The organism is Actinoalloteichus sp. AHMU CJ021 (assembly GCF_002895405.1).
Lineage (GTDB): Bacteria > Actinomycetota > Actinomycetes > Mycobacteriales > Pseudonocardiaceae > Actinoalloteichus_B > Actinoalloteichus_B caeruleus.
In genome coordinates, this window is the sequence record NZ_CP025990.1 from 6,675,495 (window position 1) to 6,690,271 (window position 14,777).

The 14,777-nt window shown below is 71.8% G+C and carries 1 pseudogene; it reads right to left on the reverse strand.

Going from position 1 to position 14,777, the window contains the following annotated elements:
• Positions 1-44: 44 nt before the first annotated feature.
• Positions 45-14,279, reverse strand: a pseudogene (locus C1701_RS28050) (amino acid adenylation domain-containing protein); the annotation flags it as partial.
• Between the last annotated feature and the right edge of the window lie 498 nt (positions 14,280-14,777).

Genomic DNA, 14,777 nt, shown 5'->3' on the forward strand with positions numbered 1-14,777 from the left:
CGGGGCGGAGGTGGAGCACCACCGGCGTCACGCTCGTCGCGCCAGCGGCGGCGATCCCCACCGGCCAGGACCTCGGCGAGACCGGCCACGGTGGGGTGTTCGAACACCGCCCGCACCGGCAACTCCACCGACAGCAACGATCGCACGCGACTCACCAGCCGGGTGATGAGCAGCGAGTGCCCACCGAGGTTGAAGAAGCTGTCGTCAATGCTGACCTCGGGCAGTCCGAGCACCTCGGTGTAGATGTCGCACAGGATCGACTCCTGGGGCGTACGTGGAGTTCGACCGCTGGCGGTGGCGAAATCTGGTGCGGGAAGCCGGGAGTGGTCGAGCTTGCCGTTGGTGGTGAGTGGAAGTTCGGGCAGGGTGACCACGGCTGCGGGAACCATGTAGTCGGGCAGTGCACGGGCGGCCGAGGACCTCAGCTCCTCGGCGAGGACCTCCTCGTGTCCGGGCTCGGGAACCACGTAGGCCACCAGCCTGCGCACCTCCGGTGAACCCTCCCGCACGGTGACCACCGCTTGGCCGACCCCGGGGTGCGCGGCCAGGACGGTTTCGATCTCACCCAGCTCGATGCGGAACCCCCGCAACTTGACCTGGTCATCCGCCCGCCCCGCGAACTCCAACACCCCCGACCGGCTCCACCGACCCCGATCCCCGGTCCGGTACATCCGCCCCCCACCACCGGTGAAGGGATCCGCCACGAACCGCGACGCGCTCAACCCCGCCCGACCCGCATACCCCCGGGCCACCCCAGCACCCGCCAGGTACACATCCCCCACCACCCCCGGCGGCACCGGACGCAACCACCGGTCCAGCACGAACACCCGGGTCCCCGCGATCGGACGACCCACCCGCACCGGCACCCCCGGCTCCAACACCTCCCACGTCGACCACACCGTGGCCTCGGTGGCCCCGTACAGGTTGACCATCCGCCGGCCCGGCGCCCACCGACGCACCAACTCCGCCCCGCACGCCTCCCCACCGGTGGCCAGGGTCACCAACTCCGGCAACGCCGTGGTCGGCACACTGGCCAACGCCGTAGGCGGGACCAACGCGTGGGTGATCCGGCCCTGGGACAGGAACCGGCCCAACTCCTCCCCCGCCAGCGGACCCGGCGCGGCGGGCACGACCAGCCTGGCCCCGCAGGCGAAGGGCATCAGCAGTTCCATCACCGCCGCGTCGAAACTCGGCGAGGCCACCTGCGAGACCCGCGAGTCCGGGCGCAGCCCGAACAGGCGGACCTGCTCGAGGGCCAGAGTGGCGATCCCGGTATGCGGGACGACCACGCCCTTGGGACGACCGGTCGACCCCGACGTGAAGATCACATACGCCGCCGCGTCACCGGGAACGGCTACCCGCACCGGGGAGTCATCGGTGGCCTCCAGCTCAGCCAGTGTGGCCGCCTGGTCGAGCACCGCGACGGGTACGTCGAGATCCAGGTCCTCGGGCTGCCAGCCGGTGGCGGTGAGGACGTGGGTGATCCCGGCGTCGGAGAGCATGAACCCGATCCGCTCGGCCGGGTACCACGGGTCCAAGGGCACCATCACCCCACCAGCCCGCATCACCGCGAGCATGCTCACGACCATCTCCACCGACCGGGGCAGCAACAACCCGACCCGGGTCTCCAGGCCCACACCCCGACCCCGCAGGAACCGGGCCAACCGGTTGACCCGGGAGTCCAACTCGGCGTAGGTCAGCGTGGTCGTCCCGGATTCCACCGCGACCGCCCCGGGACGGGCCTGCGCCTGCCGGGACACCAGCTCGGCGAAGGGCACCGGGTCCACCGCCGCACCCCGGTCGTTCCACTCCACGACCTGGGTGTGCCACTCCGCCGGCGACAAGACGGCGAGGGCACTCAGCCTGCGGGTAGGGTGGTCGGCCATCCCGGCCAGTGTCCGGATGAGACGGACCACCAGCGCGTCGACCGTGGAGCGGTCGAACAGGTCGGTGGCGAACTCGACGAAGCCGTCGACGCCTCCGGCTCTTCCACCTTCGGCGTGCCGTTCGGTGACGCTGAACAACAGGTCGAACCGGGCCGCCCCGGTGTCCGCCTCCACGGGGGCGACCCGGAGGCCGGGCAGCTCGAACTCGGCGTCCGGGGAGTTCTGCATCGCGAGCGCGACCTGGAACAGCGGGTGGTGCGCCGGGCTGCGGTGGGGGTTGAGCACCTCCACGAGCTGGTCGAACTGGATGTCCTGGTGCGCGTATGCGGCGAGGCTGGTTTCCCTGACGCGCCCCACCAGTTCCTCGGCGGTCGGGTTGCCGGAGGTGTCGGTCCGCAGCACCAGGGTGTTGACGAAGAATCCGACCAGGCCGTCCAGTGCCTCGTCGCCCCGCCCCGCCGTGACGGTGCCGAGCGGGATGTCGTTACCGGCGCCGAGGTGGCTGAGCAGTGCGGCCACTCCCGCCTGGAGAACCATGAAGACCGTGGCGCCGCACCGGCGGGCGAGGCCGGTGATCCGCTGGTGCAGTTCGGCGTCGATCTGGAACGGGGCGGTGCCGCCCCGGTAGGTGGCGGTGGCCGGGCGGGGGCGGTCGGTGGGGAGGTCGAGTACTTCTGGGGCGCCGGCGAGTTGCCGTCTCCAGTAGTCGAGCTGGTGGGTGAACAACGGGGTGGGCGTGTCGTGGTCGCCGAGCAGCTGCCGCTGCCACCGCGCGTAGTCGGCGTACTGGACGGGGAGCGGCGCCCACTCCGGCGGGCGGTTCTCCTGACGGGCCGCGTAGGCGGTGACCAGGTCCTGGGCCAGCGGGGCCAGCGACCATCCGTCGCCGGCGATGTGGTGCAGCAGGACCAGGAGTACGGCCTCGGTCGGCCCCGTGGTGAGGAGGCTGGCGCGGACGGGGATTTCCGACGTCAGGTCGAACGTGTGCTGGGCCGCCTCGGTGAGGGCGTCGGCCAGTCCGTCCTCGGGGACGGTGGTGTCCAGGAGGTCGGGGATCGCGCTGTCCGGAGCGAGGACCACCTGGTGCGGTTGGCCGTCGGTCTCGGCGAAGACGGTGCGCAGCGCCTCGTGGCGTCGGACGACGTCGGCGAGGGCGGCGCGCAGCGCGGCCCGGTCGAGCTGGCCGGTCAGGCGCAGCGCGATCGGCATGTTGTAGGTGGTTGAGGGGCCCTCGAGCTGGTGTTGGAACCAGAGCCGCCGCTGGCCGTAGGACAGCGGCAGCACTGCGGGTCGTTCGGTGCGGGCGGTCACGGTCACCGGGTCCCCTGCTCTGGTCGCGTCGGTGAGCCGGGTCGCCAGCGAGGCCGGGGTGGGTGCCTCGAAGAGTGCGCGGATGGGCAGTTCGACCCCGAGCGCCGTCCTGATTCGGCTGATCAGCCGGGTGGCGAGCAGGGAGTGGCCACCGAGGTCGAAGAAGCTGTCGTCGACGCCGACCTTGGGCAGGGTGAGCACCTCGGCGAAGGCTGAGCAGAGGATTTCCTCCTGGGCGGTGCGGGGTTCCCGGCCGCTGGCCCCGGCCAGCAGTTCGAAGTCGGGGGCCGGCAGGGCCCGCTGGTCCAGTTTGCCGTTGACGGTGAGGGGCAACGTGGACAGGGTGACGAACGCGCCGGGGACCATGTGTTCGGGCAGGGTTTGGGCCAGGTGGGTCCGCAGGTCGCTCGCCGTCGGCGGTGAGTCGGGGTTCTCGGGGACGAGGTAGCCGACGATCCGCTGGTCACCTGGTTGGTCCTCGCGGACGATGACCGCGGCCTCTGCTACCTGGGCGTGGGTGCTGAGCACGGTCTGGATTTCGCCGAGTTCGACGCGGAAACCTCGGATCTTGACCTGCCGGTCGGCCCGCCCCAGGTAGTCGAGACCGCCGTCGTCCAGGGGGCGGGCGAGGTCACCGGTGCGGTACAGCCTCGCGCCGGGCGGGCCGTAGGGGTCGGCGACGAAACGGGTGGCGGTGAGGCCGGGGCGGTGTTGGTAACCGCGGGCGAGGCCGGCTCCGCCCACGTAGAGCTCGCCGACGACGCCGGGCAGCACGGGGCGGAGGAAGTCGTCCAGGACGTGGACCCGCAGGTCGGGGATCGGTACCCCAATGCGGCTCCCGGTGTCCTCGTCGGCCATTTCCCTGGTCAGGGCGAGATGGGTGACGTGGACGGTGGTTTCGGTGATGCCGTACATGTTGACCAGGGACGGCCGCTCGGGTCGTGCTTCGTACCAGTCGCGGAGACGACCGGGTTCGAGCGCCTCGCCGCCGAAGACGACGGCGCGCAGTCGCGACAGCGCGGAGGCGTGGGCGCGGTCCCGGTCGGCGCGGGCCAACTGGTAGAAGGCGGAGGGTGTCTGGTTCAGGACGGTGACGCCTTCGGCGTCGAGCAGGTCGAGGAACTCGTGGGGAGATCGAGTGGTGGTGTGGGGCACGATGACGAGGCGCCCGCCGTGCAGGAGGGGTCCCCAGATCTCCCAGACGGAGAAGTCGAAGGCGTAGGAGTGGAACAGCGTCCACACGTCGTCCGGGGAGAAGTGGAACCAGGGGTCGGTGGCGGTGAAGAGGCGGACGACGTTCCGGTGTGGGATGACGACGCCCTTGGGGATGCCGGTGGACCCGGACGTGTAGATGACGTAGGCCGTGTTGTCGGGCAGGAGCGGTGCGGGGCGGTCGCGGTCGGTGAGGTCCTCGGTGGGGAGGGCCGCGAGCTCGGCGAGGGTGCCGGGGTCGTCCAGGGCCACGAGGGACAGGCCACTGGCCCGGAGGGCCGCGAGGGGGGCGTCCGATGTGGCCAGGGCGTAGGCGGGCCGGCTGTCGGCGATCATGAACGCGAGTCGGTCCGCCGGGTGCGTCGGGTCGAGCGGCAGATATCCCGCGCCTGCCTTCAGCGTGGCGAGGACACCGATGACCATCTCGGCTGAGCGAGACGTGGCCAGGGCGACCATGGTCTCGGGTCCGACGCCGCCGGCGGTGAGCAGTCGGGCTACCTGGTTGGCCCGGGCGTTCAGCTCGGCGTAGGTGAGCTGGTTCCCGCCGGTGGTCACCGCGATCGCGTCGGGGGTGCGCCGTACCTGCGCCTCGAAGAGGTCGACCAGGGTGAGTCGTGGGGCGTCGGGGCCGCTGGGGGTCCCCCTGGCGCCGCTGGGCGCCGGGAGGTCGTCGCGCGAGCCGGCCGCGCGGTCGTCGGCGGGCAGTGCCAGGTCGAGCGTGGCCACGAGCCGGTCGGGGTGGGTGACCAGCTGGTCGAGGGCCGTTCGGAAGCGCTGCGCGATCGTCGAGGCCGTGTGGTCGTCGAACACGTCTGGGCGGTACTCGAAGCGCAGGGTGAGGCCTGCCGGTTCCTGCACGACGGCGAGGCTCAGCGGGTAGTGGGTCGTGTCGTTGCCGGTGATCCCGGTGATCTCCAGGCCATCGTCGACGCTGGTGAACGCGTCCCTGTCCACGGGGTAGTTCTCCAGCACGGTGTTGGTGTCGAACAGTTCCCCGACACCGACGGATCGCTGGAGGTCGGCGAGCCGGACGTGGTGGTGGTCCGACAGTGCGGCCTGTTCGCCCTGGATCCGGGTGAGCAGGGCGATCACCGGCTCCTGGGGGCGGAGGCGGACGCGGACGGGCAGGGTGTTGATGAACAGGCCCACCATCCTCTCGATGCCGGGAACGGCGGCGGGACGGCCGGACACCGTCGAGCCGAACACCACGTCGCCTCGGCCGGTGAGCCGGTGCAACAGCAACGCCCACGCAGCCTGGACCAGGGTGTTGGTGGTGAGGCCGTGCTCGCGGACGAAGCCGGTGAGGCGGCTCGTGCCGTCGGCGTCGACGCGCACGACGAGGTGCTTCGGGAGGACGACGTCGCGGCGCGGACCGGCCGGGTCCACCCGGGTCGGTTCCGCCAGGCCCGCCATCGCCCGCTGCCAGACGGCGAGGGACGCGCCCTGGTCCTGGTCGACGAGCCAGGCCAGGTAGTCGCGGTAGGCGGGGGCGTCGGGGAGACCCGTGGTGCCGCCCGCCAACCGGTAGAGGCTGAAGAGGTCGTCGAGCAGCAGCGGTGTCGACCAGCCGTCCACGAGGATGTGGTGGTGCGTGAGCACGAGGCGGTGTTCGTCGGCGCCGGTCCGGATCAGGGTGCAGCGGACCAGCGGGGGCTGGGTGAGGTCGAACCGTTCGTTCCGGTCGTCGTCGACCAGGGCGGCGACCTCACGTTCCCGCCGGGCGGCGGGGATGCCGGTCAGGTCGTGTTCCCGCCACGGCGTGCTGGTGGGTGCCGGGACGACCTGCACGGGCGTGTCGAGGTCGGTGTGGTGGAAACCGGCGCGCAGGGTGGGGTGCCTGCGCAGCAGCCCGTCCGCGGCGGCCCGCAGGGCGTCCTTGTCGAGCGAGCCGCGCAGGGTGAGTACGGTCTGCACGGTGTAGACGTCGTGGTCCTCGTCGTAGGCGGCGTGGAACAGCAGGCCCTCCTGCAACGGGGCCAGCGGTAGCACGTCGACGAGGTCGGGGTGTTCCCCTTCCAAGCGGTCCAGTTGGGACTGGCTGAGCGTGACCAGGGGGAGGTCTGAGGGTGTCCGGCCTCCGGTGCCCGGTTTCGCGGCGTGGGCAACGAGCCCGCGCAGGGCGCTGAGCCAGTCCTCGGCCAGGGCGTGCGCGTCGACGTCGGACAGCGCGTCCGAGGACCAGGAGACGCGGACGATCAGGCGGGGACCGTCCGGACCGTCCTCGGTCAGGGCGTTGATCTCGATCGGGTGACTCGGGGTGTCCTCGTCGATGTCCGCGGACATCACGGCGCCCTCGGGGGCGGGTCCCCAGTCCTCGGTGTCGGGCGCGCCGAAACGGCCGAGGTAGTTCATGCTGATCTGGGGTTCGCCGGAGGCGGCGAGCCGGGCGCGGGTGCGGGGATTGAGGTAGCGCAGGAGTCCGTAGCCGATCCCGTTGTCGGGGATCGCGCGCAGCTGTTCCTTGACTCGTTTGAGGAGGCGGCCGGCGCTCGGCCCGCCGGAGACGGTGTCGTCCCAGCTGAACACTCCGGGGTCCAGGCGCACCGGGTGCTGGCTGGTGAACCAGCCGATTGTGCGGGAGAGGTCGACGGCGTCTCCGAGGTGTTCTTCCCGGCCGTGCCCCTCGAGGTTGATCAGCAGCGGCCCGGCGGTGCCGCGGCGGTGGACGAGCGCCGCCGCGAATCCGCTGAGGAGGACGTCGTTGACCGTGGCGTGGAACGCGGCGGGAACCGCCCCCAGCAGGGGCCGGGTGTGCTCGGGGTCGAGGGCGGTCACCAGGTTGCCGCGTCGGGCCGGGCGTCGACCTGGGTGGGGGGCGGTGCCGCCGAGGGTGGTGTCCAGTTCGGCGGTGGTGTTCTCCCAGTGTTCGAGTTCGGCTTCCCTGGCAGGGGTGGTGGCGTCGTCGGCGAGCAGGTGTGCCCACCGGCGGAAGGAGGTCCCCACCGGGTCGAGCGTCGGGGTCGTGCCGGCCGCCAGGGCCTCGTAGGCGGCGCGGAGGTCGGGGAGCAGGATGCGCCAGGACACGCCGTCGACGACGAGGTGGTGCAGGGTGAGCAGCAATTGTCCTGGCCGGTCGGCTCCGGCGTCGAACCAGGTGAGGTCGACGAGGTGCGCGGCGGGGTCGAGCCTGGCCCTGGCGGTCTCGGCGCATCCCGCCACGAGGGCGGACAGGTCCCCCGGGGGCAGCGCGGTGATGTCCACCCGGTGGAGGACGTCGTCGACCTGGACAGCGTCCGCCGGGTGGACGACGGGGTTCCACTCGTCGTCACCGGGGTCGAGGCGGAGCCGGAGGGCGTCGTGGTGGTTGAGAACGGCGCGGACCGCGGCCGCCAGCACGCCGTGGTCCAGGCCGGGTGGGGTCTGGACCAGCATCGACTGGTTGAAGGAGGCGACGCCGGCTTCCTGGTCCCGGAGCCACGCGCTGATCGGGGTGAGTGGTAGGGGGCCGGTGGGGACGTCGGGGGCGGTGATCGCGGTCTCGGTCCTGGCGGCGGAGGCCAAGGCGGCCGGGGTGCGGTGGGCGAAGACGTCGCGGGGGCTGAGGAGGAGTCCGGCACGGCGGGCGCGGGAGACGAGCTGGATCGACATGATGCTGTCGCCACCCAGCTCGAAGAAGCTGTCCTCGGCGCCCGCCTCGGGCAGACCGAGCACCTCGGCGAAGATGGCGCACAGGGTGTGCTCGGCCGGGGTGCGGGGCCCACGGGACCGTCGGTCGGCGGGCGCCGCTTCCGGGGTGGGCAGGGCGGCCCGGTCGAGTTTTCCGCTGCTGGTGACCGGGAGCTGGTCGAGGGCGACGAACGCGGCCGGCACCATGTGCTCGGGCAGGGTGGCCGTGAGGTGGGCGCGGACCTGGTCGACGTCCGCGCCGTCGACGGCGACGTAGGCGACGAGGCGGGTGGCGGGGTGGTCCCGCCGTCCGTCGGTGTGCGCCAGCACCGCGACCTGCCGCACGCCGGGGCAGGCGGCGACGGCGGCTTCGACCTCACCGAGTTCGATCCGGAACCCGCGGACCTTGACCTGGTCGTCGGCGCGCCCGAGGTAGTCCAGGGCGCCGTCCCTCCGCTGGCGAACGAGGTCACCTGTCCGGTACATGCGGTCGCCACCCAGCCCGTGGAGGTGCGCGAAGGGGTCGGCCACGAAGTGGGCTGCGGTGAGTTCGGGACGGCGCAGGTATCCCCGAGCGAGGCCGGCTCCGGCGAGGTACAGCTCCCCGGTGGTGCCGGGGGGGACGGGACGCAGCGCCCGGTCGAGCACGTAGGCGCGGGTGTTGAGCAGGGGGCGTCCCACCAGGGGGCGGTCGCTGTCGGCGATCCGCCAGGACAGGGCTTCCACGGTGCACTCGGTGGGGCCGTACAGGTTGTGGCCGGTCAGTCCGGGCACGGCGCGGAGGCGCCGCCACAGCGCGGCGCTGGTGGCCTCGCTGCCCACGCTGAGGACGGTGGGGGCGTGCCGGCTCCCGTCGAACAGACCGAGGTTGAGCAGCTGGTCCAGGTAGGAGGGGACGACGTCGATGAAGTCGATGCGCTGGTCGTGGGCGTAGCGGAGGAGGGCGTCGGCGTCCAGCCTGTCGGTCTCGTCGATGACGTGGACCTGGTGACCGGCCAGCAGCCAGAGCAGGACGTCCCAGGACGCGTCGAAGGTCCAGGTGGTCAGGTGCATCGCCCGCAACTGGCGTCCCGCCGTGGGGGCGGCCTGGGCGAGCGGTGCGAGTACCTCCGCGTGGTAGGCGTGGTACAGGTTGGCCAGTGACCGGTGCTCGACCACCACTCCCTTGGGCTGGCCGGTGGACCCCGAGGTGTGGATGACGTAGGCCGGGTTGGACGGGGAGAACGGGCGACGGCGGTCGCCGTCGTCGATCGGCCCCGCCGCCTCGACCCGGAGGTCGGGGTGGTCGATGAGGAGGCGGGGCAGCTCCGGCGAGGCGGGGATGGCTGGTTCGATCGCCCCTGTCGTCAGCAGCAGGTTCGGGGCGGTGTCCCGCAACAGGAAGGAGAGCCGCTCGTCGGGATGGGCGGGGTCGAGGGGGACGTAGCCGGCGCCGGTCCTGAGGACGCCGAACACGGCCGTGGGGAAGTCGGTGGTGCGCGGCAGCGCGACCGCTACCAGGTCCTCCGGGCCGATGCCCCGGCGGAGGAGCGCCCGGGCCAGCCGGTTGGCCTCCGCGTCGAGTTCGGCGAAGGTGAGGCTGGTCGTCCCGGCGACGAGCGCGGTGGCGTCCGGGGTGGTCGCGGCTCGTTCGGCGAGCAGATCGGCGACGTTGGTGGTGGGCACCGGTCCGGCGGTGTCGTTCCAGCCGAGGAGGGCCTGCCGGAGTTCGTCCCCGCTGAGCACCGGCAGGCGGCTCACGGGGAGGTCCGGGTCGGTGGCGACGGCGCCGAGCACGCGGCACAACCTGTCGACGAGGGCCGCGGCGGTGTCGCGGTCGAACAGGTCGGTGGCGTACTCGAGGACACCGTCCATTCCGGCGGGGGTTCCCTGGGGGGTCCACCGCTGACCGAGGTCGAGGGAGAGGTCGAACTTGGACACACCGGGGTGGACGGGTTCGACCGTGAGCGAGCACCCGGGCAGGGCGTACTCGGTCGGTGTGTCCTCCTGGAAGGCCAACATCACCTGGAACAGGGGGTGCCGGGAGAGGGTCCGTTCCGGGGCGACCGCGTCGACGACCCGTTCGAAGGGCATGTCCTGGTGGGCGAACGCAGCGAGGTCGGTTCGGCGGACCCGGTCCAGCAGTTCGCGGAACGTCGGGTCGCCCGAGGTGTCGGTGCGCAGTACCACCGTGTTGACGAACAGTCCGACGACGTCGGTGAGCGCGTCGTCGGTCCGACCGGCGACGGGGGTGCCGACGGGGATGTCCTCCCCCGCTCCGAGGCGGGTCAGGAGCGCGGCGAGTGCGCTCTGGACCACCATGAAGACGGTGACGCCGCAGGCGCGGGCCAGGTCGACCAGGGCGGTGTGCGCGGCGGAGTCGAGGTGGAGGGGGAGGACGGCGCCGTGGTTGCTGGCCTCGGTGGGACGGGGCCGGTCGGTGGGCAGGTCGAGGCGGTCGGGGATGCCGTCGAGGGCCGTCCGCCAGTACTCGCGTTGCTGGGCGAGCACGCTGTCCGGATCGGTGTCGGAACCGAGGACCTCCCGCTGCCAGTGGGTGTAGTCGGCGTAGCTCACCGCCGGTTCGGGCAGGTCGGGCTCGGTGCCGGCGACTCGTGCCGTGTAGGCGTCGACGAGGTCGCGGACGAGCACCGCCATCGACCAGCCGTCGCCGACGAGGTGGTGCAGGACGAGCAGCAGGAGGTGGTCGTCGGCGGTGGAGGTGAAGAGGTCCGCGCGCAGTGGCGCCTCGGCGGCGAGGTCGAAGCCGCGGCTGGCGGCGTCCGTGAGGACTGCGGGCAGGTCGGCGTCGGCGGTGCGGTGGACCTCGAGCGCGGGCGCGGCGCGGTCGAGGTCGAGGAGTTGCTGGCGCGGGGTTCCGTCGACCTCGGGGAAGGTGGTGCGCAGGCTGTCGTGGCGGGCCGTGACGTCCCGCAGCGCGGCTCGGAGGGCGTCGTGGTCGAGGGTGCCGTGGAACCGGAGGCCTACGGGGATGTTGTAGGTGGCGTCCGCCCCGGTCAGCCGGTCGAGGAACCACAGTCCCCGTTGTACCGGGGAGAGCGGGACGGGTTGGTCGGTGTCGCTCCGGCGGTCCAGGCGTGGGCGCGCGGCACCGTTCGCGCGGAGCACCGGTGCGAGTTCCGCCACGGTGCGGTGGTTGAAGACGGCCCCGAGGGTGATCTCGACGCCGAGGAGGTTCCTGATGCGGCTGGCGAGCTTCGTGGCCAGCAACGAGTGGCCTCCGAGTTGGAAGAAGTCGTCGTCGACCCCGACGACGTCGACACCGAGGACCTCGGCGAAGACCGAGCACAGCACCTCCTCGTCCGGGGTGCGCGGTGCCCGCTGGTGGCTGTCGCGGTGGGTCCTCGCCGGTTCCGGCAGCGCGGTCCTGTCGATCTTCCCGTTGGGGGTGACCGGCATCGTGTCGAGGACGACGACGTCGCCGGGCACGAGGTGCGCCGGCAGGCTGGCGGTGAGGTGCGCGCGGAGCCGCGCGGGGACGTCCTCGCCGCCGCTCGGGGCCGCGCCGCCGGCGGTGGTTCCCGCCGGCTCTCCGGGGGTCAGGACCACGTAGGCGACCAGACGGCGGTCCTCCTCGGTGTCGCCACGCGGGACGACCACGGCCTGGTCGACCTCGGGGTGGTCGGCGAGGACCGCCTCGATCTCGCCCGGCTCCACTCGGAAGCCGCGCAGCTGGAGCTGGTCGTCGGTGCGGCCGACGAACTCCAGTTCGCCGTGCGGCAGCCACCGGACCAGGTCACCGGTGCGGTACATCCGCTCGCCGTGCTGGCCGTGGGGGTTGGCGACGAAGCGTTCCGCTGTCAGTTGGGGGCGTTTCCAGTAGCCCCGGGCGAGTCCGGCTCCGGACACGTAGAGTTCGCCGACCACCCCGACGGGTAAGGGACGCAACGCGGCGTCCAGCACGTGTGCCCGAGTGTTGATGACGGGCCGGCCGATGGGAGGTGGACCGTCGAGTTCGGATGACAGCGGGTCGCTCATGGTGACCGCGACGGTGCTCTCCGTCGGCCCGTACGCGTTGATCATGCGCCGGTCGGCGGCGGCCCAGCGCCGCACGAGGGCGGGAGGGCAGGCTTCTCCCCCGACGGCCAGCACGAGACCGGGCGGCAGTGCGTCGGGGGGCAATGTCGCGAGGAACGCCGGCGGCAGGAGCACGTGGGTGACGCCGTGGGTGGCGACCGTCTCGGTGAACTTCTCCCCCAGCAGGGACGTGCCGGTGCGGCCGTCGTCGGGGTCGAGCACGAGGGCCGCTCCGGTCAGCAGGGCTTCCGACAGTTCCCACCAGGCGGCGTCGAAGCTCGGGGAGGCGAACTGGAGGATCCGGGACTCGCGGGTGACTCCCAGCCGCTCGGTCAGGGTCGCCACCAGGCTGGCGGTGCCGGCGTGGGTGACGACGACGCCCTTGGGGCGGCCGGTGGAGCCGGAGGTGTAGATGACGTAGGCGGCCTGGCCAGGGCGGACGGGGAGGTCGGGTCCCGGGTGCGTCGGCTGCTGGCGGAGCGCCGCACTGCTCTCCTCGGCGTCGAGCTCCACCGTGGGGGTCCGACCGGGAACGACATCGGTCAGGCCTCGCCGGGTCAAGACGAGGGCCGCGTCGCTGTCGGTGAGCAGGAAGGCGATGCGCTCGGCCGGGTAGGCGGGGTCGATCGGCACGTAGGCCGCACCGGCCCGCTGCGTGGCGAGCACGGAGACCACGAAGTCGACCGAGCGGGGAAGCACCAGCGCGACGCGGTCCTCCTGGCGCACGCCCGAGGCGACGAGGTGGTGGGCGAGCTGGTTGGCCCGGGCGTCCAGCTCGCGGTAGGTCAGGGCGGTGTCCCCGCACAGGAGTGCGACATCGTCCGGGTGCTCGGCGACGCGCGCGGCGAACTGCTCGAGCACGGTGGGGCTACCGACTTCGGGGCGGGCGGTGCGGTTCCAGTGGTCGACGGTGGCGTGCCGGTCGGCGGGAGAACCGAGTTCCAGCTGGCCGAGGGGGCGGTTCTCCGCGAGCGCGGCGCCGAAGGTGCGCAGGAAGGCGACGAACTGGCGTTGGTGCCGGTCGACGTCCTCGACGGTGTGCAGGGACAGGTTCGCGACCAGGTCGACGTGCAGCCCTTCGGTCTCGGACCGGTCGAAGACGTAGATCGCCAGGTCGGGGACCGTCGAGGGCCCGTAGCCGACGACCCGGGTGGTGGCGCGGGCACCGGCGAAGTCGAGTTCGTAGACGAAGGGCAGGACGTTGACCACGGTCCGTTGGGCGGGGTGGTCGGCTCCCGCGCCGGCCAGTGCGCGGTCGAGGAGCTGGCTGGGGAAGCGGCGGTGCGGCAGGAGGCGCCGCAGTTCGTCGGCGATCTCGGTGAGCAGATCGCCGACGCGGGTGTGGGGACCGATGGCGAGCCGGATCGGTACGACGTTGGACATCATCGCCGGGGTGGTCCTGCCGCGCCGGGTGGAGCGGGCCGTGACGGGCATGCCGACGATGACGTCGCGTTGGCCGGTGACCGTGGCGAGGTAGGCGATCTGGGCGGCGAGCAGGAACCGGGTGAACCGCACGTTGGCCTCGTCGGCGGCGCGCCGCAGCTCCTGTGTGGTGTCGAGGGGCAGGGCGTACCGGGTGAGGTGGTGCCCCTGGTTCCCGGTCGGGCCGCCGCTGAGGGTCAGGGGGCCGGCGGCGCCGGCGAGGTACTCGGTCCAGAAGGTCCTGTCCCGTTCGAGCTCGCCGGACTCCAGGTAGCGCTGGTTCTCGTCGACCAGTTCGGACAGCGAGCCGAAGGGCGGTGAGCTGGGCTGGTCGCCGGCGACGAGGGCGGTGTACACCTCGGCGACCCGGTTGGTGACGAGTTGGAGGCTGTACCCGTCGAGGGTGATGTGGTGGGCGCGCTGGTACCAGTACCAGCGGCGGGAGGCCGGGTCCGAGAACAGCGCCTGGGTGAAGGAGGGCTCGGCGGTCAGGTCGGCGGGGGTGGCGAGGTCACGGCGGATCCACTCGTCGAGCTCGCCGCGCGGGTCGGGCCCGGACAGGTGCAGGACGTGGAGCGGCCAGGGGCTGGCGTCCGGTTCCTGCCACGGCCCGAGTTCGTCCGAGGCGAACCGGGTGTTCAGCGCGTCCGTCTCGGCGACGACCTGACGGAGCGCCGCCTCGAACAGGGCCGGGTCGATGTCGCCCTGGATCTCGTGGAGCTCCGCGATGTGGTACCCCGCGTCGCTCGGGTCGCGTTGTTGGCCGAACCAGACTCCGGCTTGCGCCGCCAGCAACCTCGTACGCACCGACTCGGTATTCGCCATCGACTCCGCACACCCCGCACTGACATAGAGGTTTTGACTGGCACCAAAACGGAACGTGTTCGCGCACAGCACACAAAGGCGCGATCGGGACCACGCCTTGTGTTCGGTCGTCTCCACGGGACCTTTGGTGCGGTCGGATGCTACCACTGAGGACCGACGGAAGTGCTCGGTTTTCGGACACCAGCAGCGCACCCGAAGCCGAGTCACGGTCAAGTAACAGATCCCGAAACCTAAGCAGAACACCGAGCCATCCGCTATCACGCGCGCATTTGTCCACCAAATCACCGAGAGTGATACGAACAAGTGTTACGTAACAGCACGTAGCTGGTTGAAAAACCAACGACCGCTCGCGTTCCCATAGCTTCGCCCGCGTCGTTCCCGACCACACAAAGTCATCACAACCATGCCGTACGGCTCGAACCCGACATGCGCTTGACATCTGCTCAGCACGCCCACGACGATCATTCGGCGCACAACGAACACCCGGACGCCAGCGGG